Annotated in this window: 24 protein-coding genes; 2 read left to right on the forward strand and 22 right to left on the reverse strand. The window is 42.3% G+C overall.

The features are described from left to right. Window positions 1-23 precede the first annotated feature (23 nt). The 17 genes from BLS65_RS09605 to BLS65_RS09685 all read right to left on the reverse strand — a co-directional run bounded on the left by BLS65_RS09605 (window position 24) and on the right by BLS65_RS09685 (window position 17,351). Window positions 24-374, reverse strand: coding sequence for a helix-turn-helix domain-containing protein (locus tag BLS65_RS09605; RefSeq protein ID WP_092438374.1), 351 nt, complete (start codon window positions 372-374; stop codon window positions 24-26). Between the two features lie 540 nt (window positions 375-914). Then, window positions 915-1,373: an IS200/IS605 family transposase gene (tnpA, locus tag BLS65_RS09610; protein ID WP_092438376.1), complete on the reverse strand. Its 459-nt coding sequence runs from the start codon at window positions 1,371-1,373 to the stop codon at window positions 915-917. Between the two features lie 559 nt (window positions 1,374-1,932). Continuing rightward, a complete protein-coding gene (locus BLS65_RS09615) occupies window positions 1,933-2,244 on the reverse strand; it encodes a helix-turn-helix domain-containing protein (protein ID WP_092438378.1) in 312 nt (103 codons plus the stop codon). Next, the gene (locus tag BLS65_RS09620) at window positions 2,225-2,578 is read right to left on the reverse strand and encodes a type II toxin-antitoxin system RelE/ParE family toxin (protein ID WP_092438380.1); all 354 of its coding nucleotides are present in this window, start codon (window positions 2,576-2,578) and stop codon (window positions 2,225-2,227) included. The genes BLS65_RS09615 and BLS65_RS09620 overlap by 20 nt, the downstream gene beginning before the upstream one ends. Before the next feature lie 266 nt (window positions 2,579-2,844). After that, a complete protein-coding gene (locus BLS65_RS09625) occupies window positions 2,845-3,282 on the reverse strand; it encodes an arsenate reductase ArsC (RefSeq protein WP_092438381.1) in 438 nt (145 codons plus the stop codon). Window positions 3,283-3,326: 44 nt separating this feature from the next. Further along, window positions 3,327-3,677: an ArsR/SmtB family transcription factor gene (locus BLS65_RS09630; RefSeq protein WP_092438383.1), complete on the reverse strand. Its 351-nt coding sequence runs from the start codon at window positions 3,675-3,677 to the stop codon at window positions 3,327-3,329. Window positions 3,678-4,037: 360 nt separating this feature from the next. Next, complete coding sequence (locus BLS65_RS09635) at window positions 4,038-5,006, reverse strand: permease (RefSeq protein ID WP_092438419.1); 969 nt, start codon at window positions 5,004-5,006, stop codon at window positions 4,038-4,040. Between the two features lie 124 nt (window positions 5,007-5,130). After that, window positions 5,131-5,832, reverse strand: a complete 702-nt coding sequence (locus BLS65_RS09640) for an aromatic aminobenezylarsenical efflux permease ArsG family transporter (protein WP_092438385.1) — start codon at window positions 5,830-5,832, stop codon at window positions 5,131-5,133. Window positions 5,833-5,896: 64 nt separating this feature from the next. Then, on the reverse strand, window positions 5,897-6,256 hold the full coding sequence (locus BLS65_RS09645) for a four helix bundle protein (RefSeq protein WP_092438387.1): 360 nt from the start codon (window positions 6,254-6,256) through the stop codon (window positions 5,897-5,899). 185 nt (window positions 6,257-6,441) lie between these two features. Beyond that, on the reverse strand, window positions 6,442-6,861 hold the full coding sequence (locus BLS65_RS09650) for a nitrophenyl compound nitroreductase subunit ArsF family protein (RefSeq protein ID WP_092438389.1): 420 nt from the start codon (window positions 6,859-6,861) through the stop codon (window positions 6,442-6,444). Window positions 6,862-6,865: 4 nt separating this feature from the next. Continuing rightward, the gene (locus tag BLS65_RS09655) at window positions 6,866-7,105 is read right to left on the reverse strand and encodes a thioredoxin family protein (protein ID WP_092438391.1); all 240 of its coding nucleotides are present in this window, start codon (window positions 7,103-7,105) and stop codon (window positions 6,866-6,868) included. Between the two features lie 237 nt (window positions 7,106-7,342). After that, window positions 7,343-8,791 carry a hypothetical protein gene (locus BLS65_RS09660; RefSeq protein WP_092438393.1) on the reverse strand — a complete coding sequence of 483 codons (1,449 nt, stop codon included), beginning with the start codon at window positions 8,789-8,791 and terminating at the stop codon, window positions 7,343-7,345. Window positions 8,792-8,801: 10 nt separating this feature from the next. Continuing rightward, window positions 8,802-10,178, reverse strand: coding sequence for an SPOR domain-containing protein (locus BLS65_RS09665; protein WP_092438395.1), 1,377 nt, complete (start codon window positions 10,176-10,178; stop codon window positions 8,802-8,804). 237 nt (window positions 10,179-10,415) lie between these two features. After that, the gene (locus tag BLS65_RS09670) at window positions 10,416-12,086 is read right to left on the reverse strand and encodes a nucleoside kinase (protein WP_092438397.1); all 1,671 of its coding nucleotides are present in this window, start codon (window positions 12,084-12,086) and stop codon (window positions 10,416-10,418) included. 85 nt (window positions 12,087-12,171) lie between these two features. Continuing rightward, window positions 12,172-15,024: an excinuclease ABC subunit UvrA gene (gene uvrA / locus BLS65_RS09675; protein ID WP_244500684.1), complete on the reverse strand. Its 2,853-nt coding sequence runs from the start codon at window positions 15,022-15,024 to the stop codon at window positions 12,172-12,174. A 20-nt stretch (window positions 15,025-15,044) separates the two neighbouring features. After that, window positions 15,045-15,986, reverse strand: coding sequence for a lytic transglycosylase domain-containing protein (locus tag BLS65_RS09680; RefSeq protein ID WP_092438401.1), 942 nt, complete (start codon window positions 15,984-15,986; stop codon window positions 15,045-15,047). A gap of 252 nt (window positions 15,987-16,238) precedes the next feature. Beyond that, on the reverse strand, window positions 16,239-17,351 hold the full coding sequence (locus BLS65_RS09685; protein ID WP_092438403.1) for a pyridoxal phosphate-dependent aminotransferase: 1,113 nt from the start codon (window positions 17,349-17,351) through the stop codon (window positions 16,239-16,241). A gap of 330 nt (window positions 17,352-17,681) precedes the next feature. Between BLS65_RS09685 and BLS65_RS09690 the strand changes: the two genes are divergently transcribed. Beyond that, the gene (locus BLS65_RS09690) at window positions 17,682-18,263 is read left to right on the forward strand and encodes a YceI family protein (RefSeq protein ID WP_092438405.1); all 582 of its coding nucleotides are present in this window, start codon (window positions 17,682-17,684) and stop codon (window positions 18,261-18,263) included. A gap of 47 nt (window positions 18,264-18,310) precedes the next feature. After that, entirely contained in the window at window positions 18,311-19,639 is a 1,329-nt protein-coding gene (locus tag BLS65_RS09695; protein ID WP_092438407.1) for a hypothetical protein, read from the forward strand. Window positions 19,640-19,764: 125 nt separating this feature from the next. Here the strand turns inward: BLS65_RS09695 and BLS65_RS09700 are convergent, their stop codons facing one another. From BLS65_RS09700 to BLS65_RS09720, 5 genes are all read right to left on the reverse strand, one after another. Then, complete coding sequence (locus tag BLS65_RS09700; RefSeq protein ID WP_125869823.1) at window positions 19,765-20,007, reverse strand: hypothetical protein; 243 nt, start codon at window positions 20,005-20,007, stop codon at window positions 19,765-19,767. A gap of 113 nt (window positions 20,008-20,120) precedes the next feature. Next, a complete protein-coding gene (locus BLS65_RS09705) occupies window positions 20,121-20,951 on the reverse strand; it encodes an IS3 family transposase (protein WP_092438411.1) in 831 nt (276 codons plus the stop codon). Continuing rightward, window positions 20,948-21,235, reverse strand: coding sequence for a transposase (locus BLS65_RS09710; RefSeq protein WP_092438413.1), 288 nt, complete (start codon window positions 21,233-21,235; stop codon window positions 20,948-20,950). The genes BLS65_RS09705 and BLS65_RS09710 overlap by 4 nt, the downstream gene beginning before the upstream one ends. Window positions 21,236-21,295: 60 nt before the next feature. Next, window positions 21,296-21,640: a hypothetical protein gene (locus BLS65_RS09715; RefSeq protein WP_092438415.1), complete on the reverse strand. Its 345-nt coding sequence runs from the start codon at window positions 21,638-21,640 to the stop codon at window positions 21,296-21,298. Window positions 21,641-21,789: 149 nt separating this feature from the next. Next, window positions 21,790-22,065, reverse strand: a 276-nt coding sequence (locus BLS65_RS09720) for a transposase (RefSeq protein WP_139180962.1), incomplete at its 5' end; no start/stop codon positions are given.

A 22,065-nucleotide genomic window follows, 5' to 3' on the forward strand; every position in this document is an offset into this window, starting at 1 on the left:
TAACTTTTGACCGCCGAAAACGCTTACTTTTTTAGTATTTCGTTTATCATGGTTTCAACATCGGCGAGCTTATCCAACGGAACGGCGTGTAACATTGTGGTGAGTTGTACAACTTTATTGCTACGCTTTAAGGAGGATAGCGGATGATTGTCGTTTTTTACTTCGTTGCTTCTTGGAATCCATTCCAACAAGTCGTTTGGTGTGCACTGAAACAGCTCGCATAGCTTTTCAATGTCCTTTAAGCTAAGTCGCTCCATCCTGTTGTTAACTATCCGAGTGGAATAGTTTGCCGAGTAGCCCAGCTTAACAAGATAGCTGAAGGGTTTATCAATCCCGCGCAGCTTAAAAATCCTTGTGAAGTTAAAAGTTAGCATGGTAAAGTTGTATATTACGTTATACTTATGGGGGTTTTACAAACCAAATCGCCTGTTCTTAAAAACGATTCACTTATACTTAAAACCCAACCGTGCATACCTAATACTGAACCGTGTATATACAAATGTAGAACGTTTACACGTAAATCACAACCTTTTTATCGTAAAAGTAGATCCTGCATTTTGGATTCCCTATCGTGTTATAGTAAAACATAATCGCCTGATAGGCAAACAATACAGCTTATGTGTTGGATATTCCGGTGATATAGACCTCCATTTCCGGTCATGTTGCCCCCAAAAACGGGGTCTTGGTTTAAAGAACGTAATGGGCTGACAATTGTATCGTTTTTTTCTGAGACACTTACCTTTTAATTCAATTCTGGTCAGAAACATGTACGAGCATGTCCAAAATAGCGGCTGAAATGGTTTCGTCATGTTGTTCAAAAAGCAACTATCCCCCTTTGCATTACAGCACAAACCCCGCTATTGACGGGGTTCTGTATTACTATGATGTATCAGACAATTCGAGTAGAGTATCGATCAAATCCACTCAAACAGGTATTCGTCCTTGAATTCAACGTCGAAGGCCTTTAAAAATGCTAGGTATTCATCCCTAAAAGTTTGCTTCCGATGATGCTCCTTCTGATTGTTAATATACTGTATTACATCAGTAAGCTGTGAATGGCTATATGAAAATGCACCAAACCCTTCTTGCCATTGGAATGTGGATGATGTGAATTTCTTCTCTTTGATAAAGGTACCGGATGATTTTTTTATTTCCCTAACTAAATCAGACAAACAGCATGTAGGCTTCATGCCAATAAAAAAGTGAATGTGGTTTGTAGTTCCGTTGATGGCTAGCATTTTTTGCCCCTTGTTTTGCACGATTCCGGTAATGTATTTGTAAAGATCTTCTTCCCATGAGGGCAATATGAGTGCATTCCAGTTTTGCACAGCAAAAACGGTATGCACATAAATTTGCGTATAAGTATTAGCCATGATATTAGTGTTTTAGTTTAGGAGGAATTGCTAATTTACAAAAATGCTATGCATTAAGCAATATTAACCATGTAATTATCAATCCTTGAGAGGTTATTAACTAACCTATACACCCCGTCCTAATCCCGGAGGGATTGTATGTTTATAGAAAATTATTCGCTTTAGGATTATTCGACCCCAGCTGGGGTCGCACGCTTCACCACCCGCAGGTTTTCTATAAACATGTAACCTCTCCGAGGTCTTCTCTACCTACATATACCCATCATACCCTGCCAGTATTGGTGGGCTAAAGGCTTATGCCCTTACGCAAACAAAAAAGGCTTGCGCCTCCGGTGTAACCCGAAATCGTAAGCCTATGCTGGTGCGAAAGTATACTGTTATGTTGAGTTAGTGACGTGCAGGAGGCCAGCTTATGCCGGTAAATTTCCCTCCGAAAAAGAATAATTGCATTGAAAACCCCATAGAAAGAAACCATTGAACCCCGAATGTAGCTCAACCTAGCGTTATTCGCTGGGCGCTACGTGCCGCTTAAAGTCCTATTTATTAGTGCATGAGCCTTCTATTTGAGGTCGACACTCAAGTGAAGATGTCCACCAAGTCCTTCTCTAATAATTCGCATTAAAGTCGAAAGTCTTATATCCGAAGCGTCATTCTCAATTCGTGAAATGTATGTCTTTGTTGTTCCACATTTCACTGCAAGTTGCTCTTGTGTTAACCCCTGTTCTTTTCGCAATTCTTGAATCATTGCGCCAAGCCTGAAAGTTTCAAATCCTTCTTCGAACCTTTCACGCTCCTCTGTCCCTCGTTTTCCATATTGCTCATCGAGATGGTCAGCAAATGAAGTAAGGTTGTTATTCACTTTCTTTTTCATCGAAATATTGTTTTTTAAGTTTTTCTGCTAATTCAATTTCATTTTTAGGTGTCTTCTGTGATTTTTTCTGAAATCCATTGACCAGAACCACAAGATGACCCTTATCAAAAAAGCTGAAAACTCTATAAATGTCACCTCCAACTTCAACTCTTATTTCATAAATACCAGATGTTCCTTCCATGTGGCTGAAATACTTAGCAGGAACTCTTTCTATAGTCGCAATCAACAATAGCGTCCAGTTAAACTTTTTCTTAACTTCTGGTTTTAACTGCTCAAAGAAGTTCAGGTAGTAGTTCTTGAAGTAAAAGATGTTCCTGATTAATTCTTCTTCCATGGTGCAAAGTTATCCAATTAGGTAACATTCTCCAAATATCTCGATGAGTTTATTCGCTTGCTCAATTTTCAGGGCATTTGCGCTAACTCATTTATAAACCCAACAGCGCTATGGTTTATTCCTTTACTAAAGTAAGAAAATAAACATGACTGTGAGAATAAAATGGAGGGTTTGTTTTCGGCTAAGGGATTTACTAGCAAAGGCACACAAACTATTGGCTTTCTATAGCGAATGCGGTTATACAGTTGATCAACTATATGTCAACACTAGCAGCCACACTGTCGGATGCCCTTCACTTGGCTGTTGTAGAACGATTCAAACGTAATACGGATTTCATTGCGAACGCGGCGAAACTCGCTCCAGATAAACTCATCCGTTCCGGTGGCGTGCGAAGGATCGTCGAAGCCAATGTGCCAGCGATTTTTCACGGAACCGGTAAAGGTAGGGCAGCTCTCGTTGGCTCCGCCGCATACGGTAATCACATAGTCCCACTCCTGGTCGAGATACAAATCGACCGAATCGGAGGTGTGGTGACTGATATCAATACCAACCTCCTTCATAACGGCAACAGCCTTTTCGTTGAGCGTGCCCGAAGCCTCGGTTCCGGCCGAACGAACGGTAAGGTTACTATCGTATGATTGCAGAAAGCCTTCAGCCATTTGGCTGCGGCAGCTGTTGCCGGTGCAGAGAATCAGTATCTTCATATCTTTATGAGTAAGGGAATGATTAGAATAGTCTGGTATACAAATCAGGAACACCCATTCTTTGGACAGCACTCTAACTTGTTGTCCTTCGAAGCCTCTATTTCATTAATAAAATTGAGGAAGTAAGCCTTTAGAAGAGCAAACGTATTGTCGCTAAGCCTATATCGCTGGCTGGTTCCATCGGCATCGCATTCAATAAGACCTGCCTCCTTTAGCTTGGCCATGTGCTGCGATACGGTTGATTTGCTAATGGGCAGCTGGTTGGCGATGTTCCATGCGGGGCAATCGATATACTTAGCCAAATGCAGCAGGATTTGCAGCCTAGTGGGATGCGATAGCGCACTGAGCAGCGGTGCTAGCTTAACAGCTATATCTTGTGTATCGGAACTGTCCATGCTTGTTCGTTTATTAAAAAAAATTATCACGGAGACACAAAGGAAACAGAGAACCACTGATAAAAGTAATCATACCAAGTGTATTAAAAAAACAACAATCATCTATCTCAGCATTTCACGGTGCCCGTCGATATAACTTCTATGCGTTACTAACATTCCCATAACATCACCTTCCCTAAAAAAGGAACGTTTTCCCGCCGCTTTGGTGGGGTACTTGCTAACACCATTCGGGAGTTAGAAAGCAAGTCACCCCGATTAGGAGAGACTTGTATGAATCTCTTTTAAGATAAGTTACACATTATTCACGGCAGGTAATCTCTCCTTATTTCTGTGCTTAATAATATATATACCTCATACCGACTAAAGGATTAGATTAAAAAGATATCCCAGAATAATTATGAAAACGGTGATGGTTCCGAAGAAGATACCGATGAGTTTCCACTTCATCACTTTTTTGAGTAAGGTAGCTTCGGGCAATGAGAGTCCCACTACCGCCATCATAAAAGCTATGGCTGTGCCCAGTGGAACACCTTTGGCAACAAATACCTGAATAACCGGAACGATTCCCGCAGCGTTAGCATACATAGGAACGGCAAAAATCACAGCTAATGGTACAGCATACCACTTATCAGCCGAAAGATAGGCAGTAAAGAAATTTTCAGGAACATAACCATGCATGGCCGCACCAATGGCAATACCAATAATCACGTAGACCAACACTTTTCTTACAATTTCCCAGCCATCGTGGATAATAGTTGGCAACCGATCGATGAACGGAGTTCGGTCAATTTCCCATTCTTCCGATTCCTGTTCCGAAATCGCCTGAATTTCCTTTACCCAATCGGATAGATATCGGTCTAATTTGAATTTCCCTAGGATGAACCCACCAAATGTCCCCAACAATATGCCGCTTATAGCATAAATCAGGGTTGCTTTTATTCCGAATAAACCTAGGAACATTGCCACGGCTACCTCATTTACCAAAGGGGAGGTGATCAGAAAAGCAAACGTTACCCCCAGCGGAATTCCGCCTTTCACAAAACCAATAAAAAGCGGAATGGAAGAACAGGAACAAAAAGGTGTAATGGCACCAAATAATGATGCAAAGAAGTATTGCAGACCATACATCTTTTTTGTAGTCAAATAGATCCGCAACCTGTCTATTGGAAAATAGGCATTTACCAACCCCATCAGCGTACTGATGAGAAATAGCAAAATCAGAATTTTAATCGTATCGTAAATAAAAAAATTGATTGCTGCTCCAAGGTGAGTTTCTGCATTTAACCCAACGAGACTATAAGTTAGGTAATCAACCAATGGCTGAAGCATATAATACAGTAAGATTAATGCTGGCAGAATCAGAGCCACAGCAGCAATCAGTTTTATTCTTTTTTTATTTTCCATGTTTTATTCTAAAATTGCTTAAAACACAACTAACACTTAAATCGTGTTTTTAGAGGAATACCCTGATGATGTAGTAAACACCCACAACGATAAATAGCACTGCCACAATACGTCGGAACCAGATTTCGAAAGTTTTAACCTTATGGTAGGCTCCTCCGATTCCGGAAACGGTATAGGCAAGAATCCAAGCAAATACGATAACAGGAATTCCGGTGGCAATGGCAAAAATTATGGGAAGGTAAAGTCCCGAAGCGCTCGAAACCGTCATGGGCACAAGCATTCCAAAGTAAAGCACGCCGCTATACGGACAGAATGCCAGAGCAAAGAGCATTCCCAGCACAATGGCATCCCAGTAGCCCCACTTGGTCTTCTGTTGCATCTTCTCCGAAAGCCGATTTAAGCCTGGGAGTTTGATCTTAATCAGATCAAGCATAAATAGCCCTATAACAATAAGCATAGGACCTAGAATCTTTTCACCATAGCGCTGAAAGAAACCGGAGAAGGCAAACTGATCCGCTCCCAAAAATATTATTAGGGGAATGGCGGTATAGGTAATAACGCGGCCAAGGGTGTAGAGCAGCCCATTTATGAACACGCGATGGCGATTATCGATATCCTTACTAATGAAGCCAACTGCCGTAATGTTGGTAGCCAGTGGACATGGACTAATTGCCGTCATAAATCCCAATACCAAAGCCGATAGCCAAGGAGTATTGCTGCTTTCGAGGATACTATTAAGAAAGTCGTTCATTGCAAATTTGGTGATTTGATGATTTGAAAATTTGATAATGATTCGCTAATCACAGTTAAAGGCGTTAACTACTATTCTGATTCTTAGAACTACTTATGATTTTTGAAAGGATCTTTATGATAGAAGTGATCTCAATTAACAGATCTTCGTCGGAAGGATAGGATAAACTTTCTTTGCAAATCAGTAACCAATATTGCGTCTCATCAGCCTCTTTTATAGCAATTTTAAGCTTATGAATAAAATCTAGTTTACTCTCTGCATTTTGGGCTTCACGAACATTTGCTCCAATTGAAGTTCCTGAACGTAAAAGTTGCCTAGCAACAACAAATTTTCTGTTTTCTTCAAGCAGTTCACAGAAACTAACAATCATTATCGCAAACCTAAACGTTTTATCAACAATCAAGTTATCTCTATCATTTCTCATGACAAACGATTTTTGAACTTTAAAGAAAAGAACAATCTAACGCTTAGTAATTCGTAAACTTAAAGAATACAACTAATCTGAAAATAATACATTGAAGATTGGGGATATTGCAGATTCAATATAATTGATGAATAACTCTCAATAGAACGACAATTTTCAAATCATCAAATCATTTCATCTTCAAATCACTTTAGCATCCCATCTACCTTCTGCTTGATGATTTCCTTAAACTTATCGGGATTTGAGCGCGCATACATAAAGCCTTCGTTGGTTATGTTTATCTGAGCAGCACCCTTTACTAATAGGAGCGATTGGCCGGAAACCTTAAGCTTTTCGGCAATTGCAGTGCTCGAGGCATCATCAAGGTTGATTGACTGAAAGGTAATTGTCCCCGCCTTCATTTGCTCTGGGCACAATACCGCAAGGTTTTCTTTAGCCTGAGCCTCAACCGTCTTACAGGTAACGCAGCGCGAGTTAAAGTGGAAGTAGTAGGCTTCGATTTTGCTCGAAGGGGCAACCTTTTCATCGACTTTCTTTCCTTGTGCGCTACAGCTCAAAACTGGAACAATAAGGGCAAGAGTCAATAGAATATTAAATGATTTCATCGGCCTACTTATTCTTAGTGATTAGTTCTTTAATCTCAGAAATTGAAGGAATACGACCGCTAGCAACCACCGTTTCGTTAATAACGAGCGCTGGCGTGCGCATTACTCCATAGTTAATAATCTTAGCGATGTCTTCCACCTTTTCAATATCGGCAGTAATCCCCATCTCGCGTACAGCATCACGAGTAACCTTTTCAAGTGTCTTGCACTTAGGACAACCTGTGCCCAATACTTTAATATTCATAAAAATATAGAGTTAGTTCGTTGTTCGTAGAATACCGAACGAAACTACTACTAATTTCAGTTGGTTGTTATCGCAATCACCATATTATTTGAAAATAATTTCAAGCAGGGATGAAATCATGATACCATATAGCCAACACGGATATCAAAAGTATTCACATTGGTTTGCTCCGTAGAATACAAAAAGTCCAAAACCGCTTTGGTCTTGGACTTTTTGTATCAAAATCGCCTAGTTGTGCTACTGTTGCTCGAAGAAGAATTCGTTTAGTTCATAAATGTCTGCAGTTTGGAGCTTCGACTCCCCATCGAAATACTTATTAATTTCCTTAAGCATTTCATCGTAGGAAACATAACCATCGCTATTGGCGTCAATGGTCTTAAACTTTTCAGGCACAATACCGGGTTCGAAGCGTACGGAGCGCGTCCAAATTTGGTTTACCGGCAGAGTAATAACCTTATCGCGGCTTACCGCCAGCCCTTCGGTATTATAGCGTTCAAATGAGGTTTCGGTTAGTGTTGAGCCGGTTTTATCCACCAGAGCACCAATTGCTGAATTTGGTTCAGAATCCAAATAGTTGGCAATGCCATCCTTATCGTCGTCCAATGGGCATCCTACTGAATCAATAGGTTCGCGCAAAGGAGTATCGGGGCATTGGTCCATGAGGTCGAGTATTCCATCCACGTCGCCATCGGCCAATCCATCGTAATCGAAATTATCAACATCGCTAAACAAGCTCGAAACTCTGCGAGTTTCAGGATCAGAAAACAGGTCAAGATGAAGAGCAATATAGGTGAAGGTAAACATGTCCGGTCTACCATTATCTTTAACACTAGTGTTCTTTACCGATTTGGAATCCACATTGTCGAGTAAATCGGAAAGGGTATAGTTTATTGAAGTTCCCACACGCAGATTAACGCGGTAGTTCAGGTAAAAATCCAACCCAAAATCGACTGGAAACGATATTGTGCTCTGCTCAGTACTCTTTGTTCCGTAAAGATTTGCCTTGCGCAAATCGGTTTCGTACGATCCATCGAGTTTAACTATTTGAGCGGTATTAGCCAAAGGATCTGTCTGTCTAAGGTCACGAATGGTGCCGTCGCTCCAGAAATGGTACTGTTGGTCACTTCCATAGGTTAAGTTTCCCTTAGCGCTATACTGAATTGGAGCAATACCAATGGAAAGGAAAGGCCTAAAGGTACGATCGAGAACCTTAAACTTGGTTCCCTTCTTCACTTTTACTCCTTTCCAGCGAAATAGTGGACCAAAGTTATACTCAACGTTTGCTCCAAGCTGAAAGAAGTTATAGTCGAAGCTAGTATTTCCAGTATATCCAGGAATATCGCGCTGAAACTGGTACGACATATCGTTGTCGATCCCTTTCAATTCACCGTAAAGCACGTATAAGTTAAACTTAAAATCTTGTCCCTTGCCTAAAAGGGTGCTAACATTGAACTTATAGCCTAGAGTACCCATCAACAAGTTTCCGTTCGATCCCTTAACGTCGCCATAAAAATTAATGACACCGGTTCCAACACCAATAATCGGACGATATTGCGGATCGATCACCTCAACTTCGGTAGTCAAGTATGCATCCCAATTAACAAGATCCTCGTCCTGAGCCTTAACCGTAGGAATAAGCACAAGGGCGAAAATGGCAACTAATAATCCTCTCCAGATCAATTTCATGGGTATGCTATTACTTATACCATTTATGGTTGGTTATCATCAGGGCTTCTTGAACAGTTATGCGCCTACCGTTATTATAGGCGGCAACAAAGGCATCATCAATAGGCGTTGATGTCCAAAGTTGGCTACGGTGATCGCGGGCATCCTTATAAACGTAGAAGGAACCTACCGAATACTTATACCAGCCTTCGTGCTGCTCGGTTCTAACCTCCTCTTGAAGTTTGAACTTTTTAAAATATTGTTTGATGTTTACGAGTTTATGTCCGGCGGCAATCTGCACCCGATAGTAAACGCCCTTCTCTGGTTCGAGAGTATAGGAAAGAGTAGAAGCATTAGTTGGACCAACGGTTCCGTTGCGTTGCTTCTCCATGTCAGCCATCTTATCGGCACCCACATATTTCACAGGAATATCAATACCTCCTGCTGCATCGGGAGTATAACTGCTAAAGGCATCTTGGCCTTCGGTGGAAACCAGAGTGGATTTAACTAAACCTTCTAACTGCTGCGAGTCAAGTTTCTTAAGGTCTGTGCCCTTTTGAACGATATCTATAACCTGCGTTGTTTCATTCTGAATAAAGGAGAATGTTCCCTTTAGGGCCATATCTTTAGGACCAATCCCATCCTCTGGAATAAGTCGATAGGTAACCACAAAGGTTTGTTCGGCAGGAAGGTTCATCCACAGAAATTTCACTTTCTGATCCTTGAAGGTAAAGATGCCATCCTTTGCATCTACCACTTCGGCCCTAAAACCTTCGGGCACAACTTCCTCAATTTTGGCGAACTTATCGGTAGCACCCTTGGAAACGAGCACATTCACCAAGTAATCGTTACTATTTCCTTCGAGATATGGGTCTTGGCGTATAGCCTTTACGCTACCAGCACCATATGCCATAAGCTTAGAGGTAGCCATTTGTTGAAACTCATTGATATCGACAAGCAAGGTTGGATCCATTGCGGGATTAGTAATAATCGCCAACTGCTGATCGATTACCGCCACCTCTTTACGCTCATTATCTTCAATGTATGAGAATTTACCACCTAGCTTAAAGCTCCCTGTGAGCCTATCGTTTACCCTAACTTTATACTTAATGGTAATGGTAGATTCAACAGGTAACCGCAACCAAACGAAACGAACCTTTTGATCGCGGAAGGAAAATTCACCATTAGAGGTTTCTACGGCCTGAGCAGAAAGGCCAGCAGGAAGATCTTGCTGAAATCGAGCAAAACTGCTGATATCGCCCTTGTCGAGAGTGACTTCGACCTCAAACTCTTTGCCCGCATTAACTTCTTTGGGGGCAACCATGTTCAAACCGACACTCCCTGAGAATAGTATATTCAGCAGGAAGAATCCTAACATGTTGAAAAGAAGCATAATAGATTTTATCATATTGCAGCCAAATGGTTAGTTGTAACCCTAAGCAAATTAATGAAAAATGTATCAAAAAAGTATGCAAATACTAAAGAAATTGCAGAATAGTAAAAAAAAGTTTAATCTGATCACTTAAATCTAAAAACAAATACTGATCTTCAGGCAATTAGTTGTTGATGGCCAGTAATACAAATATTGCCTATTTTGCAGAAAGCCAATCGGTTTTAAGTAAAAAGCCGCAAAAAAGCCATATTCTTACTTATATGAGAAACTACTTCCTCCCAAAAATTCGCGAATTATTGAGGTTGGAGGAATTTCCTTGTCATCGATGGGGACAAAATACTCCAGAAATTTGAGCAGTCTTTGTGCCTCGGCATACTCCTTTACCGATGGCGGAACTTCACGTAAAACCGGATCGGCATATTGCTTTAAAACACCCAGTTCAAAAAGCAGGGATGAGTTAAACATAACATCGGCCTCCTCTTGAAATGGGAAGATGTATTTATCTTCGCCCCTACGCACACTCTCCCAACGGCTAATGGTATCTAATGCAGAATAATTCCGATAGCGGAAATCGCGAATAATACGCCTTATCAAACGATTATCTGTGGTAGGGATACGATTATGTCCATCCACCGAAAGGCTGGTTAGGGCCGAAACGTAAACCTTAAACTTTTTGTCGGCATCCACCAAGTGAGTAAGAAGTGGATTAAGTGCATGAATACCCTCTATCAGAAGTATGGTTTTATCCGTAATAAGCAACTTTGTTCCATCATAAAACCGCTTCCCATGCTCAAAGCTAAACTTGGGAAGTTCAATTTCCTTACCAGAAAATAGAGAGAGAAGATCCTGATTGAAAGCCTCAATATCTAAGGAGTATATTGATTCAAAATCGAATTGACCATTCTCATCCAAGGGGGTTTTATCCCTATCTACAAAGTAGTTGTCGAGCGACAAGGTAACCGGTGTAAGACCGGCAACCTTAAGTTGAATAGCCAACTTCTTTGCAAAAGTTGTTTTCCCCGATGAGGATGGGCCCGAGATGAGAACCATGCTTACCGTATCCCTGTGTTTGCGTATTTCATCGGCTATTTGCCCAACCTTCTTCTCCTGTAAGGCCTCTCCAATCTTTATAAGTTCATCGCCGTTGCCGTCGAGCACCATTTGGTTAATTGATCCAATGGAGCTAACACCCAAGATTTCGACCCATGCCTTATACTCTCGGAAGATATCGAACATTTTATCCTGCAGAATAAGGTCTTCCATCTCCGATGGGTTACTTCGCTTAGGAACCATCAGCAGTAGGCCGTCGTAGTATTTAACAAGATCAAACTTTTTTAAATATCCAGAGGAGGGCACCATGCAACCATAGAAATAATCCATACGGTCATCGAGGCGATAAACCGTTGTATATAAACGAGGTCGTGTTTTCAACAACATCGATTTTTCCGCGTATCCTTGATTGTCGAAGTATTTAATAACTTCGGTAGTAGCCATTTTTTCGCTGGTAAACGGAATGTCGCGGGCAATAATTTCGCGCATCCTATCTCCTAGCGTAAAGGCTAAGGAAAGCGGGATGCTTCCCTCAAAGCCCTCAATTTCGCAGTAGAATCCTTTCGATACAGAATGTTCTACCGATAAGCGCTTGCCCGGCAAAACATCGCGAACCGCTTTTTCCAAGACAAAAAAGAGCGATCGCTGATACATCCGCATTCCTGCAGGTGAAGACAAATCGAAAAAGAGTATTTGCTTGGGGCTAAACACATGATAGTCCAACTCCCTAACCTCATTGTTGACCAGTGCACCAAAAATTGGATTTGCTAACGATATATTTTGATCCTTAGCAATTTCCAATAGGGTTACACCCATCGGATAGTGCTTCTTGGAATTGTTGTTTTCACAAATTATCTCGACCAACTTTGCCATACTAATCCACATTTACTAACTAGATAGCAAAGATAGGAACCCAATTCAATTTGTAATCGAAAATGAGTATTTGTTTGAAAACTTACTAGCGAGATAGGTAATCCTTGAGAAAATGAGCAGTATAGCTATCCGTATTATGGATTATATCTTCGGGAGTGCCCGCACAGAGTAATTCGCCACCACCTGCGCCTCCCTCCTTACCCATATCAATAATATGATCGGCCATCTTGATGACGTCGAGATTATGCTCAATTACAATTACAGTATTTCCCTTATCCACCAAGCGGTTAAGTACATCCATCAATACTCTTACATCCTCAAAGTGCAACCCAGTGGTAGGTTCATCGAGAATATACAACGTTTTTCCGGTATCGCGTCGAGCAAGTTCTGCAGCCAACTTAACGCGCTGCGATTCCCCCCCCGAGAGGGTTGTAGAGGGTTGCCCCAACGTAATATAACCTAAGCCAACCTCCTGTATGGTTTTTAACTTTTGGTAAATTGCCGGCATAGGTTCAAAAAACTCCACCGCAGTATTAATGGTCATGTCTAGCACATCCGAGATGGATTTACCTCGATACTTAACCTCTAAAGTCTCCCTGTTGTAACGCCTGCCTCGACAAACCTTGCACTCCACATATACATCGGGAAGGAAATTCATTTCAATAGTTTGAACCCCGGCACCTCCACACTCCTCGCAACGGCCACCCTTAACGTTGAAGCTGAATCGACCTGCCTTATATCCGCGAATCTTTGCCTCCGGCGTCATCTCGAAAAGTTTTCGGATATCGGAAAACACACCTGTATAAGTGGACGGATTTGACCGTGGTGTGCGTCCAAGAGGCGACTGGTTCACTTCAATAACCTTATCGATATCTTTGATACCCTCAATAGATTTATAGGGAAGCGGCTCCTTATGTGATCTATAAAAGTGCTTGGATAATATGGGCTGAAGCGTTTCATTTATTAGCGACGACTTGCCGCTACCAGAGACCCCCGTAACGCAAATTAACTTGCCAAGGGGTATTTCGACTGAGACATTCCTGAGGTTGTGGCCAGTAGCACCGTTAAGATGAATAGATTTTCCATTCCCCGCCCTACGTTCCAAGGGAATTGGAATTTTTAGCTTCCGGTTTAGGTAGTGTGCAGTTAGCGAATCTGATTTAAGAATCTCCTCAGGAGTTCCTTGAGCAACAATCAGCCCCCCACGCCTACCCGCATGAGGACCAAGATCCACTACATAATCGGCAGCCAGTATCATGTCTTCGTCGTGCTCCACAACAATTACTGAGTTTCCTGCATCCCGCAACTGTTTAAGGGAATGTATAAGCTTATGATTGTCGCGTTGGTGCAATCCAATGCTAGGCTCATCGAGAATATAAAGAACGTTTACCAGCTGCGAACCAATTTGGGTTGCCAGACGTATTCGTTGGCTCTCGCCACCCGACAAGCTTTGGGCACTCCTGTTCAGCGCAAGGTAACTTAACCCTACATCGAGCAAGAACCTTAGTCGTTCACGTATTTCCTTGATAATTTCCTTAGCAATGGCCAACTGTTTTACAGTTAGATCCTTCTCGACCGTTGAGAACCAATCATACAAGGCAGTAAGATCCATCTTGCTTAGTTCAGCAATATTCTTATCGACCATTCTAAAGTTGAGCACTTCTTTTTTCAACCGTGCCCCATTACAATCAGGGCAAGTGGTCAACCGAAGGTATTGCTCAGTCTCACGCTTGCTCTTAGCACTCGATTCATCGTCGTTGGGGCCAATAATATCGAGCACTCCACCAAAATTAAGTTTGTAGGTAGTATTTACTCCTTGCACAGGCGACTTAACTCTAAGTGGTTCTTCGGAGCCATAGAGAATGATGCTAAGCGCATCCTCGGGAATATCCTCGATAGGATCGTCGAGCGTAAAGCCATGCTTTTCTGCGATGGCCTGCAGCTGCCAAAATATAAGGTTGTTCTTATACGGCCCCAAAGGCTTAATGCCTCCCTTTTTAATGCTAGTTTTAGGATCAGGAATTAGAGCCTCCAAATGCACTTCCGACACTGTTCCAAGTCCATTGCAACGGGGACAAGCTCCCTGAGGGCTATTGAAGGAGAAACTGTGTGGCGCGGGCTCGTTATAGGATATTCCGGTAGTTGGACACATTAGGTGCCGGCTAAAGTAGCGCTGCTCCTTGCTGTCGATATCGAGCACGACAATGGTATTTTCTCCCAACTTCATGGCAGCCTGAACCGATTCCCGGAGCCTCTTTGTATCAGCTTCGTTTACGGGAAATTTATCTATTAATAGTTCAATAAAGTGAACCTTGTAGCGGTCGAGCTTCATAGCCGAGCGCATTTCAACAACTTCACCATCGATCCTTACGTGCAAAAAACCCTTACGGCGCAGTTGCTCGAAAAGTTCTTTGTAGTGGCCCTTCCTGCCTTTAACCAATGGGGCTAAAATCGCCACTCGTTTCCCAGCAAACTTTTCTTGTATTAGGGCGATAATCTGATCGTCGGAATATTTTACCATGGCCTCGCCTGTTTCGTAAGAGTAGGCAATGGAGGCACGGGCATAAAGCAACCGAAGAAAATCGTAAATATCAGTGATAGTCCCAACTGTTGAGCGGGGATTTTTATTGGTAGTTTTTTGCTCTATGGCAATTACAGGACTCAGACCAGTAATCTTATCCACATCGGGACGTTCCATACTGCCTAAGAATTGGCGGGCATAGGCCGAAAATGTCTCAAAATAACGACGCTGGCCTTCGGCATAAATAGTATCGAAAGCCAATGAAGATTTTCCGCTGCCGCTTAAGCCGGTAATTACCGTAAGCTTATTGCGCGGAATGGTTACATCAATGTTCTTTAGGTTGTGCTCGCGGGCCCCGAATACGCTAATATATTCCTCTTCGGTGAAAACAACCTCAATCGGTTCATTACTTTTCAATTTTCGAATATATTTTTGCGTTAATTATTCTTGATGTATGCTTCCGTCCTAAATCCGTCTATCGGAATTTTAATAGTGTATTTTTTCTTCATTGGGTTGTTGAGAGAGGCCTCACGGAGCCATGGATTAAAATACTTAATCATCTTATAGCTGGTACCCATTTGGGCTGCAAAGTCTGAAATCCGGGTAATGGAACTATCTACCTCAACCTCCCGGAACCTTAGCGCCGGATAGTAATCGGATTGAGTCAAATCGAACCCATAGTGTGCTGGGGTTTGAAAGATAAGTTTGAGTGCCAAAATCCTAAACATATAGCGTCCGGTCTCCTCCCCAAGAAGCAAATCATAATAATTATACCGATCCTGCCGTGTAGCCTGTTTCAACAAACCGGTTCGTCCAATATTATAGGAAGCAGCAGCCATTGTCCAATTGCCATAGGTTGCATATGACCTTTTCAAATAGTTGCAGGCTACGAGTGTTGCCTTTTCAACATTATAACGCTCATCGACTTCAGGACTAACCTCAAGTCCCTCTTCCTTGGCTGTTGCTTCAAGAATCTGCCACATGCCCACAGCCTTTGCAGGCGAAATGAGCTGCTGCAATCCACTTTCGGCTAATGCCAAATACTTAAAATCGTCGGGTACTCCCTCGCGTTTGAGAATGGGTTCAATTACCGGAAAATAACGAGTAGATAGTTTTAAAAGATAGATCGTCTGCGAGTGCCAGTAAGAGTTCACCAACATCTCTCGATCGAGGCTCTCCTTGGTGTCGAAATTTTCCAATGGGACTCTCTCATTAGCAAAATAAAGGGAATCGGGTAACCCAACTGCCTCTATACTTTGAAAAGAGGCTCCAATCTCCCGCACAATACTCTTACCATCTTCGGAAAAACTAAGAAACATTCCAGCGATGAGGCAGCAAGAAAGAACTAGGCCAGCAATCAAAACTATTTTTTTAAGCATATCTCCCAAAATTACTACTGTCAAACACCATCAAACATGATTTGTTTGGTAGAAAAACAATTGCGCAAGTTAGCAAAAAGAAGAGAAATAGCGTTTATTCTTCGCTATGGCTTAAAGGAGAATGGCTTAATCCACACTATTTAATTCCGATTACTTTAGCACACCATTAAAAGTAAAGCAAGAATATAAACTGCGAGGCTCATAATGAAAAACCCTGCCATTGTTGGCAGGGTGGTGGTGTTAGAAGTGAAATTATCGTGCGGGTATGGCATCGAAATAGCTAACCAACTCGGCGTGTGGTACCGAAATACATATTCGGGCATACTTGCTGGCGTATTCCTTCTTCGATTTTGTAAAAAAACTTAGGGAAACGGAACCAATATAGTATTTCAATAACTCCTGCTCGCTCATGTTTACTATGGCAAAAATACCTACGGGAGTGCTTCCGTTGTAAAATTCCTCAGCCAAAAAGCCCTTACTACGCAAGTATTCAACGTTCTTCTTAACATCGGCGATAGTAATGGCTTTAAACTGTGCAACTGCCTTCCGGCCCACCTCTGTAGTTATCAGTTTCAATACTAACGCCTGGCTAAAAGCATTTATTCCATTAGTGGCATACATCAACCGAACAGCGAGTTCGTCGTTAAACTCGGTGTTGTTGCAGTGAACAAAACCAATACGTTGCCCGCTTAGCCCTACGCTTTTCGAGAAACTTTCAATCACAATAACGTTTGAAAGTGGAAGCAACCGCTGATAGAAGGTGTCGGTGTTATCGAAGAAAATACGGCGATATGGGCTATCGAAGAATACAATAGTACCATTATCGTTCAACATTTTTATAACCTCAAACAATTTTTCATCATCGTATTTTTCGCCCAGTGGATTTCCCGGATCACCGATGACTACAGCACTGTTCTTCAACGAGGGGAGCATATCCGCTAAATCGTCGAAGCTGTTATACTCGCCCACTTGCTTCTGCCTGATAGTAGTTATATGAAAATACGCGCCCCAGTAGTAAACCGGAAGCATAATTTTCTCCACCTCTACCGTCTGAAAAACTAGGTCGAGAGCGCTCATTCCTCCGCCAGTAAGGAAAATTTTAGCAGCATCTGATTTGCCTCCAAAGAACTCATCGTTAATAGCTTGTCGGAGATCGAGCCGACCTTGGGCTGGTGGATACGTTTGAAGTTCCGCGCTATTAAACTCGATTAGTTTAACCACCTCCGAAAGATCAATATTAACCACAGAAGGCACACCTCTATTAAGTAGTAGATGCTGTTTACCTGTATCCTTGCTCAACTGGCGCAATTTTTCCCCAATACTTACAATGGCAGAAAGCTTGGCCCCACTCTTATTTATCTTCATTTCTTTTTTCTTTTAAATCAGTAGGCCAAAGTTCGCTGTTTTTTCTTAATCACCAACAAAACCAATCTTGAAGAATTACGACTCTCGAACCACAATACATGACTCTCGCTTATCTTCTAATTAGTATTCGTTTTTTTGGGGAAAAAGAAAAAAATTTAACAACTTGATTAAAAAGATGTTATCGCAATAACACATTGTTATTAATCGAACTATTTTAAATATTCGTCAAAAGACACATCCCGAATGGACTGAACAATTAAACCTTATTCTATTTTTTGAGTTTATTATACCAACCCTATAGACTTACTATATTATAAAAATTCAAACAATATGTTGAAGAAATCACTGCTACTTGCTACCGTCTTCTGCCTTGCATTTGTCCAACTGGGAATTGGCCAAACGTCATACAATCTAAAGAGTTACAAGATTACGATTAAGGGTACTTCCAATCTCCACGATTGGAGTGCCGATGTAAAAAAGATGGGGGTTGCCTCCAACCTCAATATTACCGAGGGATCCCTATCGGGTATTACAACGGCAATGATTGATATCGATGCCGCAACACTTGAGGCTTCGGAGGGAAGTATAATGAGCGGAAAGATGCGTTCCGCGCTTAATGCAGAGAAGTATCCCAAGATTACCTTCTCCGCGTCAAATTTATCCATTCCGGCACAGGCATCCGGCGAATTTTCCACGACTATAATGGGGAATTTAACCATTTCCGGTACCACGCAAAAAGTTTCGCTACCGGTAAAGGTTAGAATTCTTGCTAACGGAGAGGTAGAGTTCTCCGGATCCCAAAAATTTAAAATGACATCATTTAAAGTAACACCTCCAACCGCCATGTTTGGCGCAATGAAAACGGGCGACGAGGTGAATATTGTCTATTTAATCACCCTAAAAAAAGGGTAACTCACAACAAGAAAATCCGAATCTTACTCATTTAATTTCAAACCACTATGAAAAATACAATTTTAAAATTTGGTATTGGGATGTTCCTAACGACCTTAACCATTGGGGCTTTTGCTCAGCGTGCTGAGATTGGTTATATCCGACCAAACGATAAACGCGGAGTTAACGTTTTTGAAACCAGCAAAACCGATAGCGTAGCATTCAAAGGAGTTGACGTTCGTATTGGAGGTAACTTTGCTCAATCGCTCCAAAACCTTAAGCACAGCAATACTGCCGATGTAAAACTTCAAGGCACTCCTCCCGTTGATGTTAATACGCTTACACCTATTTCCAACGGTTTTAATACTGCAATGGCCAACCTAAATATTGATGTAGCGCTTGCCGATGGTATTAGCTTAAACTTGGTTACCTACCTCTCTACCCGTCACCACAACGAGACATGGGTTAAGGGTGGTTTTATCCAATTTGAAAAGTTGCCATTCTTAAAGAACTCAATGGTAGACAGGATTATGGAATTTACAACCATTCGTGTGGGGCATATGGAGGTAAACTACGGCGATGCTCACTTCCGCCGCAGCGATGCAGGTAACACCTTCTTTAATCCATTTATGGAGGGTTATATATTGGATGCGTTCACTACCGAGATTGGTGGAGACATAATGTTCAGAAGCAACGGTGCCTTTCTTCTTGGTGGCGTAACCGGTGGCGAAATTAAGGGTGATGTGAACGAACCTGCTCCAATTGGAGCAACACCAGACGATAAAGCAAAGAGAAGCCCTTCGTTTATTGGAAAAATTGGTTACGACAAGCAAGTAAATGAGGACCTTCGCGTTCGCGTTTCAGCTTCAGGATACTATACAGCAAGTTCAGCCAGCAACACACTATTTTCTGGCGACCGAGCAGGTTCTCACTACTTTATGGTAATGGAGTATAACAACTCTACTTCTGCTACGTTGGCTTCAGGTCGCCTAAACCCAGGATTCTCCGATAAAGTTCTGGCAATGATGGGTAACCTTTTTGTTAAGTATGATGGCCTTGAGTTCTTTGGAACCTACGAGAATGCCAAGGGTCGTTCAAGATTTGAGGCTTCGGAAAGAAAAGTAAACCAGTTTGCTGGAGATATTCTTTACCGCTTTGGTGGCACCGAAAATTTTTATGTTGGCGGTCGTTATAATCAATTCAAAGGAGAACTTGCAGGCCTAACGGATAAGGTTACAATTGACCGCATGGCGGCGGCAGCAGGTTGGAACATTACACCAAACATGCTAGTTAAGGCTGAGTATGTTATTCAGAAATACAAGGACTTTCCTACCACAGACATTCGCAATGGTGGCGAATTTAAAGGATTTATGATTGAGGCATCTGTTGCATTCTAATCAAGCTTAAAGTAAATATAAGCCCCCGAGTTAATTTGCTCGGGGGCTTTATTTTTACAGTCGCCATAAACGTTTTCGCAAGCTAGTGTCGCTTCCTTTTCTAACCATATCTCGAGCCAAAAGACCTAACGCGCCATCTCCTTTATCTCCTCCATCTTGTCCATTACCGATTTTATCATAATGAGCCGCTGGTTAATGTTGATAAGTCGCGTTTTAATGTTCATGTTTTTAATGATTACCTGCTCCTCATCGGATAAGTAACTCAGATTGCGAAGTAACTCCAACTTTGAGACTACAAAGGAAATGGCCTGAAGAATATTCTCATAAACGAATAGTTTAGACGAACTTTTTTCAACTCCGTTCACCACTACTACCAAGGCTTGGTTATAATACTCCCCATTTCTTAGACCACAGGACTCACTTTCTTAGTTGAAGGTTGGAAAGTGGTTTTATCTTACTTTGCTATGCAACAATTCTATCCCTAGGCTGCCGCGGTATATAAGTCGACCGGTTTAGTCCTTCCTATTCCCTGATGAGTTTTAACGTTGTTGTAGTAGGAAACAAACTCCGATAGCCCTTTGTAAAGTTCTGTTCCATCGCTAGCGGGGCAAATATAAACATAATCCTGCTTTACGGTACGCCAAAAGCGCTCAATAAAAATATTGTCGAGGGCTCGGCCTCTGCCATCCATGCTTATTTTGATCTTTGCAACCTCCTCTACGTATTCCGTCCATAGCGCACAGGTAAACTGGCTTCCCTGATCGGAGTTGATGATTTCGGGCTTTCCGTGGTGCGCTAGGGCCGATTTTAGCACCGCGAGGCTGTTCTTAGCATCCAAACTGTTGAATACATCCCAGGCCACGATGTATCGGCTGTAAACATCAACAATGGCCGTCATGTACATGAACCCCTTGGCCATCGGGATGTAGGTGATGTCGATGGCCCACACCTGGTTTGGCCGGATTACCGCTAGGTTTCGGAGCAGGTAGGGCCGGATATACTTGGCGTGGCCCAACTTGCTCAGGTTTCTCCGAGGGTAGAGGGCCATAATGCCCATTTTTCGCAGCAACCGGCGAATCCGCTTGGCGTTCACGGTAAAGCTTAGGGCCAGCAGGAAATCCTGCATTTGGAGCACTCCGTGCGTAGGATGCTTGGTGAATTCCTCATCCATATGCCGCATGACCTCAAGGTTCTCTGGGCTTTCTCCCACGGCATCGTAGTAAAGGGTGCTGCGGTTTATCCCTAAAAGCGCGCATTGCTTTCGAACGCTTAGGGGCTCATTTGCCGACACATAACTCCTTAGCTCGCTCATAGTCCCGCTCTTTTTGAAATTTTTTTTAGCCAGTCGCGCTCCATTTCCAACTGGCCAATTTTGGAAAACAGGCGCTCCTTTTCGGCCTCAAAGCTCTCCTGTGGGGCACGGGTCTCAAAGATTTCAGATGATCGCTCCACAAACTCCTGCTTCCACTTGGTAATCATTTGGGGGTGCAGGTCAAAGCGCTTAGATAATTCCGCTAGCGTCTCGCGCTCCTTGAGCGCAGCGATGGCTACTTGAGCTTTAAAAGCTCCGGTAAATACTCGTCTTCCCTTTTTCATAATCGCTGGTAAATTAATTCGTTTTTTCAACTTAACCAGTGGTCTGATTTTTGGGGAGTATTATAGGTTTCGGTTCTTTACCTGCCCTTGCTTTTTTAATTTCTCATAAAGCTGAAGGTTAGGGGAAACCTGCTCTTTGTAGAAAACCCCTTCGGCCACATCGGTTTGAAGTAGACTAAGGGGACTTTTCACCTTTACATCGTTGGGCCTCAGTGAATCAAACTCTGAAAAATTTATCACTTTTAGCACCTCAATATTCCCAATGATCTCCAGGTAAAGAACCCGAAGGAATGTGGTAGTATCCTGCTTTATTTCCTTGTATTTATCAATCTTGTCGATCAACTTATCGATGAAGTTTGAAGACTCATTTAGGATAGTTGCTCCTGCCTTAATACTCTCAATCATTGCTGTGTGGTTATATTGAGACCGTTGCAAAAGGCAAAGAATTCATTTTTCTCTGTTTTTCCAGCTCAAAAAACACTTTTTTGAGGTGGAACTCTTCAATTATGCTCTATCATCGAGCTAACCATGCTTCCATAGGCATGGTTTTCGACCTATTTTTCGTTTATGTACATAGCTATCCTAGGTGATCGGTAAAGGTTGTATGCCATTGCTTCCATCAGGTGCTGCGTATGCATTTTCTGTAGCCCCACATACCGCGCAGTACCTCCCCCAAACCAGCGCCGGATTGATCCAAAGGTTCGCTCTACCTGATACCTTACTTTGCTGATGAGCTTGTTGCACTCCTGCTCCCGTTTTGTGAGCGGGCGATTCTTTGCAGCCTTGTGCATCACGTGGTTGCGCAACCTTCGTTTGGTTACTGCCGCATC

The organism is Williamwhitmania taraxaci, assembly GCF_900096565.1.
Classification (GTDB): domain Bacteria; phylum Bacteroidota; class Bacteroidia; order Bacteroidales; family Williamwhitmaniaceae; genus Williamwhitmania; species Williamwhitmania taraxaci.

Coding starts and splice junctions, on each gene's coding strand:
- BLS65_RS09605 (WP_092438374.1), bottom strand. CDS start 374: ATGCTAACTTTTAACTTCACAAGGATTTTTAAGCTGCGCGGGATTGAT.
- BLS65_RS09695 (WP_092438407.1), top strand. CDS start 18,311: ATGAAAAATACAATTTTAAAATTTGGTATTGGGATGTTCCTAACGACC.
- tnpA (WP_092438376.1), bottom strand. CDS start 1,373: ATGGCTAATACTTATACGCAAATTTATGTGCATACCGTTTTTGCTGTG.
- BLS65_RS09705 (WP_092438411.1), bottom strand. CDS start 20,951: ATGAGCGAGCTAAGGAGTTATGTGTCGGCAAATGAGCCCCTAAGCGTT.
- BLS65_RS09670 (WP_092438397.1), bottom strand. CDS start 12,086: ATGGCAAAGTTGGTCGAGATAATTTGTGAAAACAACAATTCCAAGAAG.
- BLS65_RS09625 (WP_092438381.1), bottom strand. CDS start 3,282: ATGAAGATACTGATTCTCTGCACCGGCAACAGCTGCCGCAGCCAAATG.
- BLS65_RS09645 (WP_092438387.1), bottom strand. CDS start 6,256: ATGAGAAATGATAGAGATAACTTGATTGTTGATAAAACGTTTAGGTTT.
- BLS65_RS09655 (WP_092438391.1), bottom strand. CDS start 7,105: ATGAATATTAAAGTATTGGGCACAGGTTGTCCTAAGTGCAAGACACTT.
- BLS65_RS09680 (WP_092438401.1), bottom strand. CDS start 15,986: ATGCTTAAAAAAATAGTTTTGATTGCTGGCCTAGTTCTTTCTTGCTGC.
- BLS65_RS09635 (WP_092438419.1), bottom strand. CDS start 5,006: ATGCTTCAGCCATTGGTTGATTACCTAACTTATAGTCTCGTTGGGTTA.
- BLS65_RS09615 (WP_092438378.1), bottom strand. CDS start 2,244: ATGAAAAAGAAAGTGAATAACAACCTTACTTCATTTGCTGACCATCTC.
- BLS65_RS09715 (WP_092438415.1), bottom strand. CDS start 21,640: ATGATTGAGAGTATTAAGGCAGGAGCAACTATCCTAAATGAGTCTTCA.
- BLS65_RS09650 (WP_092438389.1), bottom strand. CDS start 6,861: ATGAAATCATTTAATATTCTATTGACTCTTGCCCTTATTGTTCCAGTT.
- BLS65_RS09710 (WP_092438413.1), bottom strand. CDS start 21,235: ATGAAAAAGGGAAGACGAGTATTTACCGGAGCTTTTAAAGCTCAAGTA.
- BLS65_RS09685 (WP_092438403.1), bottom strand. CDS start 17,351: ATGAAGATAAATAAGAGTGGGGCCAAGCTTTCTGCCATTGTAAGTATT.
- BLS65_RS09665 (WP_092438395.1), bottom strand. CDS start 10,178: ATGATAAAATCTATTATGCTTCTTTTCAACATGTTAGGATTCTTCCTG.
- BLS65_RS09630 (WP_092438383.1), bottom strand. CDS start 3,677: ATGGACAGTTCCGATACACAAGATATAGCTGTTAAGCTAGCACCGCTG.
- BLS65_RS09620 (WP_092438380.1), bottom strand. CDS start 2,578: ATGGAAGAAGAATTAATCAGGAACATCTTTTACTTCAAGAACTACTAC.
- BLS65_RS09660 (WP_092438393.1), bottom strand. CDS start 8,791: ATGAAATTGATCTGGAGAGGATTATTAGTTGCCATTTTCGCCCTTGTG.
- BLS65_RS09640 (WP_092438385.1), bottom strand. CDS start 5,832: ATGAACGACTTTCTTAATAGTATCCTCGAAAGCAGCAATACTCCTTGG.
- BLS65_RS09690 (WP_092438405.1), top strand. CDS start 17,682: ATGTTGAAGAAATCACTGCTACTTGCTACCGTCTTCTGCCTTGCATTT.